The sequence below is a fragment of the Diaphorobacter sp. MNS-0 genome, from assembly GCF_019602835.1.
GTDB classification, from domain to species: Bacteria; Pseudomonadota; Gammaproteobacteria; order Burkholderiales; family Burkholderiaceae_C; genus Diaphorobacter; species Diaphorobacter nitroreducens.
The window spans coordinates 990,786-1,005,760 of record NZ_CP080761.1 but is presented as its reverse complement, the minus strand read 5'-3'; the positions used below and the strand labels follow the sequence as shown (position 1 = coordinate 1,005,760).

13 protein-coding genes, 3 pseudogenes and 1 other annotated feature are annotated in these 14,975 nt (G+C 60.9%); of the genes and pseudogenes, 6 read left to right on the top strand and 10 right to left on the bottom strand.

Going from position 1 to position 14,975, the window contains the following annotated elements; all coding sequences use genetic code 11:
* Nucleotides 1-141 precede the first annotated feature (141 nt).
* The 4 genes and pseudogenes from K2L43_RS04815 to K2L43_RS04800 form a co-directional block, all read right to left on the bottom strand.
* A pseudogene (locus K2L43_RS04815) lies at nt 142-764 on the bottom strand (YdeI family protein).
* A gap of 129 nt (nt 765-893) precedes the next feature.
* A pseudogene (locus K2L43_RS04810) lies at nt 894-1,571 on the bottom strand (LysR substrate-binding domain-containing protein); the annotation flags it as partial.
* Nucleotides 1,572-1,607: 36 nt separating this feature from the next.
* A complete protein-coding gene (locus K2L43_RS04805) occupies nt 1,608-2,834 on the bottom strand; it encodes an IS256 family transposase (RefSeq protein WP_011804356.1) in 1,227 nt (408 codons plus the stop codon).
* Nucleotides 2,835-2,905: 71 nt separating this feature from the next.
* Nucleotides 2,906-3,166 (bottom strand): annotated as a pseudogene (locus K2L43_RS04800) (LysR family transcriptional regulator); the annotation flags it as partial.
* A 111-nt stretch (nt 3,167-3,277) separates the two neighbouring features.
* Between K2L43_RS04800 and K2L43_RS04795 the strand changes: the two are divergent.
* Nucleotides 3,278-3,670 (top strand): Rid family hydrolase, encoded by a 393-nt coding sequence (locus K2L43_RS04795; RefSeq protein ID WP_196995046.1) that lies wholly within the window; start codon nt 3,278-3,280, stop codon nt 3,668-3,670.
* Nucleotides 3,671-3,736: 66 nt separating this feature from the next.
* Nucleotides 3,737-4,240: a hypothetical protein gene (locus K2L43_RS04790; RefSeq protein ID WP_196995045.1), complete on the top strand. Its 504-nt coding sequence runs from the start codon at nt 3,737-3,739 to the stop codon at nt 4,238-4,240.
* A gap of 535 nt (nt 4,241-4,775) precedes the next feature.
* On the opposite strand, the gene K2L43_RS04785 is transcribed toward K2L43_RS04790, so the two are convergent.
* Nucleotides 4,776-5,864: an IS5-like element ISDisp1 family transposase gene (locus K2L43_RS04785; RefSeq protein ID WP_011803559.1), complete on the bottom strand. Its 1,089-nt coding sequence runs from the start codon at nt 5,862-5,864 to the stop codon at nt 4,776-4,778.
* On the opposite strand from K2L43_RS04785, the gene K2L43_RS04780 reads away from it, so the two are divergent.
* The 3 genes from K2L43_RS04780 (at nt 5,854) to K2L43_RS04770 (ending at nt 8,834) form a co-directional block, all read left to right on the top strand.
* A complete protein-coding gene (locus K2L43_RS04780; RefSeq protein WP_370633109.1) occupies nt 5,854-7,263 on the top strand; it encodes a tyrosine-type recombinase/integrase in 1,410 nt (469 codons plus the stop codon). The genes K2L43_RS04785 and K2L43_RS04780 overlap by 11 nt on opposite strands.
* A gap of 72 nt (nt 7,264-7,335) precedes the next feature.
* The gene (locus tag K2L43_RS04775) at nt 7,336-7,935 is read left to right on the top strand and encodes an AbiEi antitoxin N-terminal domain-containing protein (protein WP_049756454.1); all 600 of its coding nucleotides are present in this window, start codon (nt 7,336-7,338) and stop codon (nt 7,933-7,935) included.
* Nucleotides 7,932-8,834: a nucleotidyl transferase AbiEii/AbiGii toxin family protein gene (locus K2L43_RS04770; RefSeq protein WP_011804354.1), complete on the top strand. Its 903-nt coding sequence runs from the start codon at nt 7,932-7,934 to the stop codon at nt 8,832-8,834. Before K2L43_RS04775 ends, K2L43_RS04770 begins: the two co-directional genes overlap by 4 nt.
* A 12-nt stretch (nt 8,835-8,846) precedes the next feature.
* Here the strand turns inward: K2L43_RS04770 and K2L43_RS04765 are convergent, their stop codons facing one another.
* Nucleotides 8,847-9,671 (bottom strand): hypothetical protein, encoded by an 825-nt coding sequence (locus tag K2L43_RS04765; protein WP_220638609.1) that lies wholly within the window; start codon nt 9,669-9,671, stop codon nt 8,847-8,849.
* Between the two features lie 119 nt (nt 9,672-9,790).
* On the opposite strand from K2L43_RS04765, the gene K2L43_RS04760 reads away from it, so the two are divergent.
* A protein-coding gene (locus tag K2L43_RS04760) for an IS3 family transposase (RefSeq protein WP_103738857.1) occupies nt 9,791-10,989 on the top strand; the annotation gives its coding sequence in 2 pieces (ribosomal slippage) (nt 9,791-10,058 and nt 10,058-10,989; 1,200 coding nt in all).
* An 8-nt stretch (nt 10,990-10,997) separates the two neighbouring features.
* On the opposite strand, the gene K2L43_RS04755 is transcribed toward K2L43_RS04760, so the two are convergent.
* The 4 genes from K2L43_RS04755 to hrcA all read right to left on the bottom strand — a co-directional run bounded on the left by K2L43_RS04755 (nt 10,998) and on the right by hrcA (nt 14,952).
* A complete protein-coding gene (locus K2L43_RS04755; RefSeq protein ID WP_220638608.1) occupies nt 10,998-11,366 on the bottom strand; it encodes a hypothetical protein in 369 nt (122 codons plus the stop codon).
* 86 nt (nt 11,367-11,452) lie between these two features.
* Nucleotides 11,453-12,687 (bottom strand): IS3 family transposase gene (locus tag K2L43_RS04750; RefSeq protein ID WP_085947515.1). Its coding sequence is split into 2 segments (ribosomal slippage): nt 11,453-12,399 and nt 12,399-12,687, totalling 1,236 coding nucleotides; the frame shifts between segments, so codons are not numbered across the junction.
* Nucleotides 12,293-12,409: a sequence feature (AL1L pseudoknot), on the bottom strand. (Overlaps the previous gene by 117 nt.)
* The gene (locus K2L43_RS04745) at nt 12,587-13,273 is read right to left on the bottom strand and encodes a hypothetical protein (RefSeq protein WP_083766726.1); all 687 of its coding nucleotides are present in this window, start codon (nt 13,271-13,273) and stop codon (nt 12,587-12,589) included. The genes K2L43_RS04750 and K2L43_RS04745 overlap by 101 nt, the downstream gene beginning before the upstream one ends.
* Nucleotides 13,274-13,947: 674 nt before the next feature.
* Nucleotides 13,948-14,952: a heat-inducible transcriptional repressor HrcA gene (hrcA, locus tag K2L43_RS04740; RefSeq protein WP_220638607.1), complete on the bottom strand. Its 1,005-nt coding sequence runs from the start codon at nt 14,950-14,952 to the stop codon at nt 13,948-13,950.
* Nucleotides 14,953-14,975 lie beyond the last annotated feature (23 nt).

The following is a 14,975-nucleotide window of genomic DNA, read 5'->3' as shown; positions in this document are numbered from 1 at the left end:
GCGCAGCCGACTGCCGTTGCGTTGATCGGCAGTGAAAAAACAAACCCCGCTATCAACGCGATAGCGGGGTGTGCTATTGGGGACTGGTAGTGCTTAAAGGACTGGAGCCGACAGCAAGCCGGTGCACCATGCGCGTGGCATTCACTCTCGGGCGCGGGCGCGGGCTTTGAAAAGGTGGATAGTTTCGCCGCGTGCGAGCATATCAACCAACTGGGCGATACGTCTGGCGCGCGTTTCTGCTTTCACGGCTTTCTGGATACGCCACAGTACCGCGTAACGATTGGCCGCATTGATCGTTGCAAAGAAGGCTTTGGCCTTTGCGTCAATTCCAACGCGGCCAACGGATCCTCGGGTACGGTAGACGTACGAGCGCTGTCATAAGCCCGTGCCCAGCGCCCATCGGCCTTGGCCGCTTCGATCTGGGCGTAGCCAGGCGCCTGCATGCGGCCCGCCACTATGAGTGCCTCGACCTTGTCGATGTTGACTTTCGACCAAATGCTGCGCGCGCGCCGCGGCGTGAAACGCTGGAGGTAGTGCTGATCGTCGAGAGCTTTTTTCTGACCGTCGATCCAGCCCCAACAGAGTGCGATTTCCAACGCCTGGGGGTAAGTAACGCTGGGTTCTTGAGCGCCCTTTTTCGCGATCTTGAGCCAGAGGCCGCCCGAAGCGGCATGGTTCTTCCTCAACCATGCATCGAAAGCCTTGGCGCTCTTGAACGAGGCCGGGGCAGATTCAAGTTGAATGCTGGAGCTGGCGACAGTCATCAATCAGAGTGTGCCCCAAGAGCGCCGCTTGTCGTTATGGCCAGAGAAGCTGTGAGCTGCAGGTCGTGCCGCCGCACCCGTTAGCTGCCAGGTGGCGCAATCCTCTGGCGCAGTCCAACGCCTCTCCTCTCAGCGCCGATGCGGAACCGCCCCGGACAGCGGAGCATGCGTCTTCATCAGTTCAACCATCCAATCCATGAACACCCGCAGCCGAGCGCCCATATGACGGTTGGGAGGAAACGCGATATACAGCGGCATCGGCGCAATGGACCAGTCCTCAAACAGCGGCGCCAGTTCACCCCGCGCCAGATGCGGCGCTGCCATGTACTGAGGCAACCAGAGCGCCCCCAGACCAGCAACGCCTGCCGCCAGGTAGGCATTGCCATCATCGGTGGCAATCGCGTAACGGCCCATCACGCGCACTTGTTCGTCACCGCGGTGCAATACGCAGGATAAGACGCGTCCGGTGCTTGATCCCAGAAAGCCCACGATGTGGTGCGGTGCGGCCTCCAGGTTCTTGGGGTGCAAGGGCATTCCGGCATTCGCCAAGTATGTAGGTGCCGCATACAGCCCCATGGAAAGATCGCCTACATGCCTTGCCACAAGCGAGGCGTCGCCCGGCTCACCTCCCCGCACCACGCAATCGACGTTTTCATCGATCAGATCGACCACTCGGTCACTTACACCCATGTGCAGCTGGATGTCCGGATAGCGCGCATGGAATGCAGCAAAAGCCGGAACAAGGACCATGCGTGCCAGAGGGCTGGGCACGTCCACCCGCAGGCGGCCTTGAGGCGCGCTTGAGGCGGGCGTGTCCGAATTTTTGTGTAAACGGTTCGGACTTCAGTTGACGGAGATGCGGTCTCCGAACTGAATGGTAAAGCGGGTCAGCGCAGCCTTCCAATCCCGGATGGGCATGGTCCACTTCTGGCTGATGTTGCGCAGGGCCAGGTAGAACAGCTTGCTCAGCGCCTCATCGCTGGGGAATGAGCCCCGGTTCTTGGTCAGCTTCCTCAGGCCCATGTTCACCGACTCGATGGCATTGGTGGTGTAGATGACCTTGCGGATTTCCGGCGGGTAGTCAAAGAACGGGGTCAAGCGGCTCCAGTTCCTGCGCCAGGACTGGCCGATGGGCAGGTACTCGGCATCCCATCGGGCCTCGAACTCTGCGAGCATCAGTTCGGCCTCCTCGGCGGTGGCGGCCGTGTAGATACGGCGCAGGTCGGCCGCCACTTCCTTGCGGCGCTTCCATGAGACGTAGTTCAGGCTGTGACGCACCATGTGAACGATGCACAGTTGCACCACCGCCTTGGGGAAGACTGCCTCGATGGCGTCAGGGAAGCCCTTGAGCCCATCGACGCAGGCGATGAAGATGTCCTGCACGCCCCGGTTGCGCAACTCGGTGACCACCTGCAGCCAGAACTTGGCGCCCTCGGTCTGGGCCAGCCACAGGCCCAGCACCTCCTTGTCGCCCGTCATGGTGATGCCGATGGCCAGGTACACCGCCTTGACCCGCACCGCGCCCTCGCGCACCTTCACATGGATGCAGTCCAGATAGACGATGGGATAAATCGGCTCCAGCGGTCGGGCCTGCCAGGCCTTGACCTCGTCGGCCACGGCATCTGTCACCGAGGAAATCAGGCTGGGTGAGACCTCGGTGCCGTACATCTCTTCGAGGTGGGCCTGTATCTCGCGCACCGTCATGCCACGGGCGTACAGCGAGATGATTTTGTCGTCGAAGCCGGCCCAGCGGGTCTGGTGCTTGGGGATGAGCTGAGGCTCGAAGCTGCCATGGCGGTCGCGTGGCACTTCGATGGGCAATTCGCCGAACTCGCCCTTGAGGGTCTTCTTGCTCTTGCCGTTGCGGGTGTTGCCAGCGGGGTTGGCCACCGCCTCGTTGCGTTCATGGCCCAGGTGCTCAGTCAGCTCAGCGTCCAGGGCTCGCTCGACCAGCAGCTTGGTAAGTTGCTTGAGCAGACCGTTCTCGCCGATGAGGTCTTCGGGCTTCTTGTAGTTGGCCAGCAGGCCAGACAGCAGTTCTTCGGGTACGTCGTGTTTCTTGGTGTTCATTGTGCTTACGGACAGGCCGGCTTACGCCGGCGGTGGATTGTCCGTTTACACAAAATTCTGCACACCCTCCTTGAGGCACTGATCAGACTGGTCTCCGCATCATCCAGGTCACCCAACAGACGCACGACACGCTCGTAATAGGCGGCACCTTCGGCTGTCACGTTCACTTTGCGGGTGGTGCGGTTCAAAAGCCTGACCCGTAAACGCGCTTCCAACTGCTGCACAAGCTGAGTTACCGTAGTTTTGCTCATGTGCAGCGTTTGAGCGGCCTAGGTAAAGCTGCGTGTCTCTACCACGCGAGCAAAGGCCACCATAGCGTCGAAACGATCCATAGAGGTCAGGAGATTGTCCAGATTCTGCAAACAGTCTTGATGATACTTTCCTGTTTATCCGAACAGATACAGTGCCTACAGTGGGTTCTTTTATCCAATGAAAGATGTCCCATGCCTCCACGCGACGTTGTCTTCCCGCCAGGCCGCCAAGCTCTTTACGAGAAGAACCGCTACTCACCAGCGATCCGGTCCAACGGCTTTCTATTCGTCTCGGGCCAAGTGGGCAGCCGTGCAGATGGCACGCCAGAGCCCGATCTGGAATCTCAAGTCCGCCTCGCCTTCACTCACCTGAACGCTGTGCTGGAGGCAGCCGGGTGCAGCTTTGACGACGTAGTCGACGTGACGGTGTTCGTAGTGGACCCCGAGAAGAATTTCGAGCGCATTTGGCAGATCGTGCCGGACTATTGGGGCAATGCCCCCTATCCCACGCTGACCGGTATCGGCGTAACCTGGCTTTACGGCTTCCAGTTCGAAATCAAGGTAATCGCAAAGCTTCCAAGCTAAACACTGAGTCCTTGGGGCAACGTGGGCAAGGTAACCTTCGCCTCCAACGAGCAACGGGGGGATAGCATGTCCAATTTCACAGATTACTTGTCGGCGTTCTCTGGTGCGGTGAGTGCGGCAGCCGCTTACTGGGCTTGGAAAACCGCAACCGAGGCGCACCAGTTGTCGAAGTTTGTGACTGCGAAAGCCGAACAAGACAAATTCACGCTGGAACTGGAGCGGCTCACATTGGCCGCCGCTGAAATTGAAGCCGAAGCGACAAACCTCTATTTCCTCGCTGGCACCACTCGCGTTACAGCCACGTCCCGCGCTGTGGCGCTTAGCGGCATGTCGAACAACAGGTTCCAGCTTTTTATAAAACGTCTCGATGAGGAAATAGCCGGTGCGCTTGAAGCGACGACACGCGCAGCATTCTTTAGAGAGCAATCCACGACCGGTTGCAAAGGGAACCTAGAGACGGCGCGAGACATGCGAATTCAGGCCACAGAGCTTTGCATTGCGCTTCGCGGAAAAATACGGTCCCTCGAAGTCGAGCGCACGGGCTGGGTTCACGACGCCCCCAGCAACTGACCACTGACGGAAATTGCGCCCCAACGGCTACATGGTGGCTACATGACCCGGGAAACAAAAAACCATGCTACCAAAACGATAGCAGGGTTTCCTTTATCTACTTGGTAGGGCGTGTTGGACTTGAACCAACGACCAAAGGATTATGAGCATGGTTACGGCTAATGTTGTTTTTCGCCACTCGTCGCCATCTGCGGACAACGGACGTTAACAACCTCAACAGCCCTGCGGGTCAAACGGCAAGTCTCGGTAAACCGTGACCGGCCTCGATCAACGCTCGGCTAGCAAGCGTGCGATCTATCTCTGCAAAAGGCACGGGGCTCGTAGCCACCGCGTAGCAAGATTTCCCGCATGCACAAAGACCAACCGACCCCCAGCAACCGCCTAACAGGCCGTTGAAAAAGTGCTTTTCGAACGCATCAGGGACGCTGAGTGCGAAGACACGAGCTGCCCAGACGCGTCTGCGCAGCGATTGCAACGGCCCATCTGGCCGGTTTGCAGGCCCTCCCGCCCATTTCGGGCGCACGTATCCCTGGGCTCACGCATGATGCGCGTCCCACCAGCCGCCGATGCTGCCCATTCGCACAAGGTTGTAGGTGGCAAAGCACAGCAGCGCCTGGCCCGTGAGCTTGGCCTGACCGATCAGCTTGGTCTTTGCCAGACCACCGACGGTCTTGATCCAGCCAAAGGCCTCTTCGATGCGCTTGCGCACCTTCAGGCTGGTCTTGTAGCCCTCGTGCCGTGTCACTCGCGCATCCACCGCCGAGTGTTTGTCCTTGGCCGCCACGTGGGGCGTGACTTTGAGCTTTCTGCAGCCTTTGATGAAGGCCTTGCTGTCGTAGCCCTTGTCGGCACCGACCGTGGCCCGTTTGTTCCTGTTGCCCCGACGCTCCAACATGGCCAGCGCCGCCTCGCGCTCGGCCGTGCCGCTGGCGTGGGTGATCTCGACATCCACGATCAGCCCGTTGCGGTTCTCCATGAGGATGTGCCCCATGTGGCACAGGCGGGATTTGTCGCCCTGGCTCTTCTTGAACAGCCGGGCATCGGCGTCCGTGGTGCTCTCGTGGGTGTCGTTGCAGCGCTCCTGCCCCTTGAAGTCCACCTCGGGGTTGCGCCCAGGCGGCGTGCCGCTGTCGTCGTCTTTGCGCTTGAAGCTCTTGTGCGAGGCCCAGGCGTCAATGAGCGTGCCGTCCACGCTGAAGTGCTCGTCGCTGGCGAGCTTGCCCCACTGGGCACTGAGCTTGACGCGCTCGAAGAAGGCGCGGGCGAGGTCTTCGTTGAACAGACGTTCGCGGTTGGCGCTGAAAGTGGAGTGGTCCCAGACCTTGTCTTCGATGTTCAGGCCCACGAACCAGCGGTACAGCAGGTTGTAGTTGATCGCTTCGACCAACTGGCGCTCGCTGCGGATGGAGAACAGGATCTGCAGCAGCAAGGCCTTGAGCAGCATCTCCGGTGGCACCGATGGGCGGCCACGGCGGGCGTACACCGCTTCGAACTCGCGGTTCATGGTTGCCAGCAGCGCATCAACCACCGCGCGCAACTTGCGCAGCGGGTGTGCCTGCGGCACGCGCTCTTCAAGGCTGATGTAGCTGAACATCGCCCCCTGGAAATCTTGACTGCCTCTCATCGTCCTCGTCTGGGTCGTTCACCGATGGCTTCAGATCGTAGCGGCCAACGCGGGCGTCGGCGGGGGATTTTTCAACGGCCTGCTAAATTTCACCAAGCGCGCCCTCGACCGGCTGACGCTGCCGTCCGAAGGTGTGGCCTACTTCTACGACACAGACACCAAAGGACTCGCGATCAGCGTCGGCAAGACCGGCCGGAAGAGTTTCTTGCTCTACCGACGCATCCAAGGCAGGCCAGAGCGCATCAAGATCGGGCGCTACCCGGATGTGAGCATCGAGCAAGCTCGCAAGACGGTCGCGGCGCTGAATGCAGACATCGCGCAGGACCTCAACCCTGCCGAGTCGATGCGCGAACGACGCAGCGAGATAACGCTGGCCGACTTCTTCAAGGTCTACTACGAGCGGCACTCGTCCGTCCGCAAGGTGTCCCACAAGGAGGACATCGAAAAATTCGAGCGCCACATCGACACGAACAGGTACGGCGTCAACCTTGCAAAGCTGCGGCTGTCAGACATCACGCGCGCTCAGCTGATCTCCCATCACGCAAAGATGGGCCACATCCCGACGACGGCCAACCGCGTGATTGCACTCATCAGCTCGATGTACAGCCGTGCCATCCAGTGGGGCTACTTCGACGGCAATCATCCTTGCCGGGGAATGGACAAGTACAGGGAGAAGTCCCGCTCAAGATTCGTACTCCCCGATGAGATGCCCCGCCTCATGCTGGCCATGGAGCATGAATCGAACGAGCTGGTGCGTGACTTCGTGAAACTCGCCCTGTACACGGGAGCACGCCGCAGCAACGTCATGTCGATGCAATGGCCGGATGTTCACCTTGAACGCAAGGAATGGAACATCGAGAGAACAAAGAATGGCGAGCCACAGACCGTGCTGCTGACCCCCGAGGCCATCGAGGTTCTGGAACGAAGAAAGAAGGCTGCCCAAAGCAGCGATTCTCTTTTCGTGTTCCCTGGTTCCGGCGAATGCGGTCATTTGGTGGAGCCACGAGGGGCTTGGGAGCGCATGCTGGCGCGCGGCACGGCGTTGGGTTTGGTGGAGGCATTGACGGAGAAGGCAACGGCCAAGACCTTCGACTACCAACTGGCCCTGGAAGAGGCCATCGACTTCCCGGCCCAGGCCATCGAACGCTACACGCCGTTGGCGGAGAAGCACGGACTGCACTTGCAGCACTACGAGATGCGTGACCTGCACATCCATGACCTGCGCCGCACGCTGGGCTCTTGGCTGGCCAGCAGCGGCACCAGCCTGCCCATCATCGGCAGGGTTCTGAACCACAAGACCCCGGAAGCCACCAAGGTCTACGCTCGATTGATCGTCGCCCCGGTTCGCAACGCCATGGAAGAAGCCACGGCGGCCATGCGCAAGATCGGCGAGCAGTAGAACCACGGCGCGGGACTGATTGAATTTCGCATCACTTGAATAAAAGTAATGCGGATATTAAACTACCCCCTCATGAACCAGTCTGACCACATCCTCGAACTGGCCCGGCACCGGCGCGTGCTGCGGGCAGCGGATGTGCGCGAGCATGGCTGGTCACCGCAGCTGCTGATCCGGCTACACCAGGCCGGAAAGCTGCAACGGCTGGGCCGTGGCCTGTATGGACTGCCCGATGCTGAAGTCACCGAGCACCAGACGCTGATCGAGGTCTGCCAGCGCGTGCCCAAGGCAGTGCTGTGCCTGCTGAGTGCGCTGCAATTTCATGAGATCGGCACGCAACTGCCGCATGAAGTGTGGATTGCGCTGCCCGAAGCGACACAGACCCCGGCGCTGAGCTACCCCACGCTGCGCATCACGCGCCTGCGCGGCACCGCCTACAGCAACGGTATCCAGACCGTGACCGAACACGGTGCCCCCATCCGCGTGTACAGCGCCGCCAAGACCGTGGCCGACTGCTTCAAGTTCCGCAACAAGATTGGCCTGGACGTGGCGCTGGAGGCGCTGAAAGATGCATGGCGCAGCCGCAAGGTCACCATAGCCGAACTGAGCCACTTCGCCAAGATCAACCGGGTCGACCGTGTCATGCAGCCCTATCTGGAGGCGGTGACGCAATGACCGGCAACCTATCCGCGTCGATCCTGGCCCGACTGCTGACCCTCGCCAAACAGCGCGGCGACGACTACAACCTGCTGCTGAACCGCTACGGCATGGAGCGCCTGCTGGCCCGCGTCAGCACGTCCCCGCATGCTGACCGCTTTCTGCTCAAGGGCGCCCTGCTCTTTGCGCTGTGGTACGACACCCCGCACCGCCCGACGCGGGACGCTGACTTGCTGGGCTTTGGCCCTGACGACGAGGCGAACCTGATCGCCACTTTCCGCGACATCGCCGCCATGGACCTGGGCGACGGCATCGTGTTTGACCCCGAATCCGTGAAGGCCGACGCCATTCGCGAGGACAACACCTACGGCGGCACCCGCATCACGCTGGTGGCACGCATCGGTTCCGCACGCTGCGCCCTTCAGATCGACGTGGGCTTCGGCGATGCCGTCACGCCGGGGCCACAGACGGTGGCTTACCCGACTCTGCTGGGTGACTTCCCAGCCCCCACGCTGCGGGTCTATCCGGTCTACACCGTGATCGCAGAGAAATACCAGGCCATGGTGATGCTGGGGCAAGCGAACAGCCGCATGAAGGACTTCTTCGACCTGGCGGTGATCGCACGGCGCACGGAACTGGACGGTGCCACACTGGCAGCAGCCATTGCCGCCACCTTTGCCCGACGCCAGACCGCCCTGCCCACCGGGCGGCCCTTGGCACTGACCCAGCAGTTCAGCGAAGACGCCGCAAAGCTGCGTCAGTGGCAGGCCTTCCTGAACAAGAACCGCATCGAAGCCGCGAGCCTGGGCGAGACCGTCGCACTGCTGGACGACCTGCTGTGGCCACCGACGCAGGTCGCCACCGCCAGCAGTCAGGCAACGGCCACTTGGCGCCCTGAAGCCCTGCGCTGGGTCTAAGCGCCAAGCCGTTCATGCCCTCTCGGCAAACAGCCCGGCGAAATCGTCATGCCAAAAGGGACTTTCGCGTTTCGGGAAAACATAGGCGGAGCCCCCACTGTCAGTCACGCCACCAGCAGCGGGGCGTAGTCCTCCTTTGCTGATAAACCCAACCCCAATGACATGGTCCCGGCCGTGGCTGGCCAGAAATTCACTGACCCGAACGCGAAGGGCCGTTGGTGGCTGATCGCCAGCTCCATCCTGCTGAGCAAGGTCCAACAACGATTCCGCCTCCAGCCCGTCGAGGCCCAACAGGAACATCCCGGCTCTTTGTCCAGACAGCTGCCTGTTGGCCGACCGGGACAGGGTGTCAAACGTGTAGGTCAGCAGAGAGTCGTCTTGCGCGCTCTGAAGCACTAGGACGATGGCGCCTCCACTCTTTCGACCAACGATCAGAGCCTGCCTGTTTGTCGTCCCGGTAATCGTATCGACTTGGTCTCTTGAGATCACGGGCCGCCCGTCGTCTCCAACATCTCCAAGCAGAAGGGGATCGAATTCATGAATTCGCAGATTCGCCCCATCCAACTGGCAGTTGCTGACGCCAGACAGCACATGACGAACCAATGATTCCGCCAACTTCCGACGTTCCAAGAAGTTCCCTGGCATGCGCCCATCAAGGGTCAGTACAGCCGCGACACCTACTTTCAGCCCTTTCCCAAGAGCATCCAGCTTGGGCGCCACAAGTGCGCAGAAATCCAAGGCGTCACGCTTTGGAATTTTGCGCCCTTTGTCATCGGAGATAGATTTGCACTCGATTTCAAGCCCTTGTGGTCCGAGAGCCGGGATCAAGAGATCCATCGTGCCTCCCCCGGTCACTTCGGGCCATTGAACTTCGAGACCACGTCGAAGGAAGTGAGGTTGCCCCTGAAAAGTGGAGTTCTTAACCCTTGTTGAAGATACCGACAAGGAGTTCAGAGATGAGTGACAAGCAGGTGCGTGCGCAGTACACGCGAGAGTTCAAGCAGGAGGCTGTTCGGCAGGTCCGCTCGGGTCAGGCGATTGCGGTGGTGGCCAAGGTACTGGGCATCCCCAAAGCGAGCCTGGGCAACTGGGTGCGGCTGTCAGCCAAGGGAGAATTGGACGGTGCGGGCGGTGGTGACAAGGGCATCCAAGTCTCGCCCGAGCAGATGGAGATAGCCCGGTTGCGTGCAGAGAATGCTCGCCTTCGCATGGAGCGCGACATCGCAAAAAAAGCCGCGGCGTACTTCGCGCAGGACACGCTGCGAGGTACGCCTGGATTCACCAAATGAGAAAGCTGTACCCGGTGAGTGTGTCCTGCGGGGTGCTGGAGGTCAGCGCGAGCGGGTACTTCAACTGGCTGCGCCGGCGTGAGTCTGGCCACGGTGGACCTGCCCGGCGTCACAGCGACGAAGCCCTGCTGGCGTACATGCGCGCCATCCACGCCGAGGTGAAGGGGGAATACGGCTGGCCACGCATGCACAAGGAACTGCTGGCCCGGGGCATCCGAGTGGGCAAAGACCGGGTGCGCAAGCTCATGCAGCAGCACGGCATCAGGGCCAAGACCAAACGCAAGTTCGTGGTGACCACCGATAGCCGCCACAGCCTGCCGGTGGCGCCCGACTTGGTACAGCGGCGCTTCAACCCCGAGGCGCCCAACCAGCTCTGGAGTGGCGACATCACCTACATCCAAACCGACGAGGGCTGGCTGTACCTGGCTGCGGTCATCGACCTGTTCAACCGTCAGGTGGTGGGCTGGAGCCTGCAGCCGCACATGCAGGCCAGCCTGGTCAAGGACGCGCTGGCCATGGCGTGGTGGCGCCGCAGGCCGCCTCCTGGGCTGATATTCCACAGCGACCGGGGCAGCCAGTATTGCAGCCATGAGTTCCAGGATGCCTTGAAGGGCTGGGGCATGCGTTCATCGATGAGCAGAAAGGGTAACTGTTGGGACAACGCACCGACCGAGAGCTTCTGGGGCCGGCTGAAAACAGCCAGCGTACATGGGTGCAAATTTGCTACCCGTGAGCAGGCCAGGCAGGCGGTGATGGACTGGATGGCCTTCTACAATCACCGAAGGCTGCATTCGTCGCTGGGCTACCTCAGCCCGATGCAGTACGAGCAGCGCTGGTACGAGGCACAGCGTAAAAAGGCCGCGTGAACCGTGGGTTAAGAGCTACACGAAACAGGGGCAAGGTCAAAGTGAGTCGCGGCCGTCAGCTCCAGGCGCATGCCGCGCAAGTCATCAGGGTTCTTCAGCGCACCGTGAACACGGCGCACCAGCTGGGCTCGCTGGGGGCCGGCGGAGGATTCAGCAATCGACAGTATCTGAGCGGCAAAGGCCATGCACGGATACAGCGGGCTGATGTCCATCTGGTGCACGGGCAACCGGCCATACTTCTTCGTGAGTTCGGACGCCGCCTGCAAGCCAAAAGCAAACTCATTCTCTTGGAGCAGGTGCTCCCTCAGCAGCTTGTTGCCTCGGATATCGGCCTTGAGAAGGTCAACTCGCTTCTTCCAGTGCTGCGCACCGACCAAGTCACTGAACCGCTCAAAAACTGACGGGACGTCCCCGGTATATAGCTCGACCTGAACCGCCCCGGCTTTCGAGGAGGCCGATTGGTTTAAGTTGACACTTCTGTCGAGGTGTCGCTGGCGGCGAGTTGCCTCCAGTAGTTTGCCTCAGCTTCTGCCGGAGGGATGCCCCCAATCGGCGTGAGCAGTCGGACGTGGTTGAACCAGTGCACCCATTGCAGGGTGGCCAGTTCCACGGATTCCCTGGTCTTCCAAGGTCCCCGGCGGTGAATCAACTCGGCCTTGTACAGACCGTTGATGGTCTCGGCCAGCGCGTTGTCATAGCTGTCTCCCCTGCTGCCCACCGAAGGTTGTATGCCCGCCTGGTCCAAGCGTTCGGTGTAGCGGATGCTGACGTACTGACTGCCCCTGTCGGAATGGTGCGTCAAGACATGGGCCGCTGGCTGGCGTTCGTACAGAGCCTGCTCCAGGGCATCGAGCACGAAGTCCGTCTGCATGCTGCGACTGACGCGCCAGCCCACGATGCGCCGAGCGTACACATCCACCACAAAGGCCACATACAACCAGCCTTGCCAGGTGGAGACATAGGTGAAGTCCGACACCCATAGCTCGTTGGGACGGCTGGCATGGAAGTGCCGGTTGACGTGGTCCAGCGGGCACGGGGCCGAGGTATCCGGCGTGGTGGTGCGCACCGCCCTGCCACGGCGTGCCCCTTGCAAGCCCATGGCACGCATCAGACGCTCGACCGTGCAGCGCGCCACCACGATGCCCTCGCGGTTCATCTGCAGCCAGACCTTGTCGGCTCCGTAGACCTGCCAGTTGGCGTGCCACACGCGCTGAATGTCGGCCTTCAAACCCTCGTCACGCTGGGCGCGTGCACTGCGCAGTTGCGCGTTGCGTTGCCGGGCTGCGTGGCGCCAGTAACACGACGGGGCCATCTGCAGCGCCCGGCAGATGGGCTCGACCCCGTAGTCATCACGGTGGCGGTCGATGTAGGCCTTCACGACTTGAGTCGGCGGTCGAGCTCCGCCTGCGCGAAAAACGCGCTGGCCGTCTTCAGGATGTCGTTGGCCCGGCGCAATTCTTTGACCTCACGCTCCAGTTCCTTGATGCGCTGCGCATCCGAGGTGGTGGTGCCGGGGCGCTGGCCGCTGTCGACCTCGGCCTTCTTGACCCAGTCGTTCAAGGTCTGTGGCACGCAGCCAATCTTGGGGGCAATCGATTCAATCGCTGCCCACAGCGACGGGTAGTCGGCTCGGTGCTCCTGCACCATGCGCACGGCGCGCTCGCGCACTTCCGGGGAGAACTTCGGTGACTTGTTCATAGCTCCATCTTCTCAAGTGTTGGAGCCTCCTCAAAACCCGGGGCGGTTCAGCAGCGGGCGCACCGAACAAGCCGCTCTTGCGCAAGTGGTCGAAATGCGTGGCCGGGTTCGGCACGTAGGTGATCCCCCACAGGTCCATGACCCAGCGGTATCGGTTCATCACGAACCATGGCTGCCCCGCTTTCTCCTGCGCCGCGATATAGGAGCCGAAGGTCTCGTCCTGACCTGCAATGGGCGGTTCGCACTGGTGACCACGCAGCGGGCATGTTGCCCAGCCCGGAAAAGCCGGAGGGCTGTCGCTGGTGTAGAAATGCTTGGGACTCGACTTGAAGAAGCTGGGTGACTTGATGCCCAGCTGACCGAGCTTGCGATGTTGCCTGCGGTAACGCGGCATGCGCCGCAACAGTTCCCAGGCCAGTCGCAGGTAGTCGTCGCGCGTGTAGCTGTCCAGCGGCTTGAGCGCCGGATACTGGTCCTGCTTGCGCCAGTTGGCGCCGGGTGCAAACAGCTCGTGCGACTCTTCATCACCCGCCTCGAAGCGCAGCCACTTGGGGCGGTCTGCGGGGCTTGAAGGCGTGCGGGGCATGGGTCCAATTGTCTTATGAATGGTAGGCCGTGTTGGACTTGAACCAACGACCAAAGGATTCAGGTTTGCATGAGTTTCCTCATTCCCTGGACTATCTCACCACCCTCGCCGCGAAATGCTGCGCGCGTTAGGGTGCCGGGCGCTCTTGGGGTGCTTATCGGATTGGCTCCTCACACCCTAGTCTCTGCACCTTCTCGCCTACCGGTCCTTCGACCTGCCTTCGGCGAGCTTGGCTCAGGATTGCCGGGCCATTGACTGGCTGACGGTTTCCCTGAGTTCACCCGGTTTTTCCATTGCCGCTTTCACGGCAAGGTCACCATTTCGATGAGTCCTCTGCTCTAACCAACTGAGCTAACGGCCCATTCATAAAACAACTTCAACTCTCCGCGTTTTCAGCGACCCCAAAGGCCGCCGAAAAACGCCATTTCTCCCTCAGTAGCAAGAACGTAGCAAGCGCCTACCCGCCAACTTCCTCGGTAGCAATCCGGCGAAATCGCCAGACCGCTGTAAGTGCTTGATTTCAAAGCGTTGGAATCAAGCAACCAGTCCGAAAAAAGTGACGGTTAATCGCTCTGGCCTCTTGATTATGAGTCCTCTGCTCTAACCAACTGAGCTAACGTCCCAGGGTGCACTGCCCTGCCTCGTAGGCGGCGCAGCGGCGCGTATTGTAGGGGCTACTTCCGGTGACTCAGGGCGTTGGAGACCAGCTTGGAGGTGATGTCCACGATCTGGATCATGCGGTCATAGGACATGCGCGTGGGGCCGATCACGCCCAGGGTGCCCACCACCTGACCGTCGACCTCATAGGGTGCACTCACCACGGACAGCTCTTCAAATGGCACCACCTGGCTCTCTCCACCAATGAAGATGCGCACCCCTTCTGCCCGGCTGGAAATGTCCAGCAGGCGCAGAATCTGGGTCTTTTGCTCGAACAGGTCGAACGCACGGCGCAAGTGGCTCATGTCGCTGGAAAAATCGCTCACGGACAGCAGGTTGCGCTCGCCCGAGAACACCACCTCGTCCTGCGACCCGGACATGGCCTCCGAGCCCACGCTCACCGCGGCCTGCATCAGCGCCGCGATTTCTCCGCGCAGCTTGTCCACCTCAAGCTTCAGGCGCTCGCGCACCTGCTCCATGGTGAGGCCCGCGTAGTTGGCGTTGAGGAAGTTGGCGGCCTCCACCAGTTGCGACTGGGAGTAATCGGCCTCGGTAAAGATCACGCGGTTCTGCACATCACCGTCGGGCGAGACGATGATCACCAAAAAACGCTTCTCGGACAGCCGCAGGAATTCGATGTGGCGAAACACCGAGGCGCGCCGCGGCGCCATCACCACACCCACGAACTGCGACAGGCTCGACAACAGGTGGGCGGCGTTGGCGATCACCTTCTGCGGCTGCTCGGGCATGAGCTGGACTGTCGGCAACTGCTCCTGCTGCACGGTGAGCATGGTGTCGACGAACAGGCGATAGCCCTTGGCGGTGGGCACACGGCCCGCGGAGGTGTGGGGGCTGGCAATAAGCCCCAGGTCCTCCAGGTCTGCCATCACATTGCGTATGGTGGCGGGCGACAATTCAAGCCCTGATGCCCGCGACAAGGTTCTGGAGCCGACTGGCTGCCCCTCGGCTATGTAGCGTTCCACCAAGGCCTTGAGTAACAACTTGGAGCGGTCATCAAGCATTGAATCATTTTAATGATGTAATT

What these genes read in the sequence shown, in the direction of transcription:
- K2L43_RS04805 (WP_011804356.1), bottom strand. Translation starts at nt 2,834, where the DNA reads ATGAACACCAAGAAACACGACGTACCCGAAGAACTGCTGTCTGGCCTG.
- K2L43_RS04795 (WP_196995046.1), top strand. Translation starts at nt 3,278, where the DNA reads ATGCCTCCACGCGACGTTGTCTTCCCGCCAGGCCGCCAAGCTCTTTAC.
- K2L43_RS04790 (WP_196995045.1), top strand. Translation starts at nt 3,737, where the DNA reads ATGTCCAATTTCACAGATTACTTGTCGGCGTTCTCTGGTGCGGTGAGT.
- K2L43_RS04785 (WP_011803559.1), bottom strand. Translation starts at nt 5,864, where the DNA reads ATGAGAGGCAGTCAAGATTTCCAGGGGGCGATGTTCAGCTACATCAGC.
- K2L43_RS04775 (WP_049756454.1), top strand. Translation starts at nt 7,336, where the DNA reads ATGAACCAGTCTGACCACATCCTCGAACTGGCCCGGCACCGGCGCGTG.
- K2L43_RS04770 (WP_011804354.1), top strand. Translation starts at nt 7,932, where the DNA reads ATGACCGGCAACCTATCCGCGTCGATCCTGGCCCGACTGCTGACCCTC.
- K2L43_RS04765 (WP_220638609.1), bottom strand. Translation starts at nt 9,671, where the DNA reads ATGGATCTCTTGATCCCGGCTCTCGGACCACAAGGGCTTGAAATCGAG.
- K2L43_RS04745 (WP_083766726.1), bottom strand. Translation starts at nt 13,273, where the DNA reads ATGCCCCGCACGCCTTCAAGCCCCGCAGACCGCCCCAAGTGGCTGCGC.
- hrcA (WP_220638607.1), bottom strand. Translation starts at nt 14,952, where the DNA reads ATGCTTGATGACCGCTCCAAGTTGTTACTCAAGGCCTTGGTGGAACGC.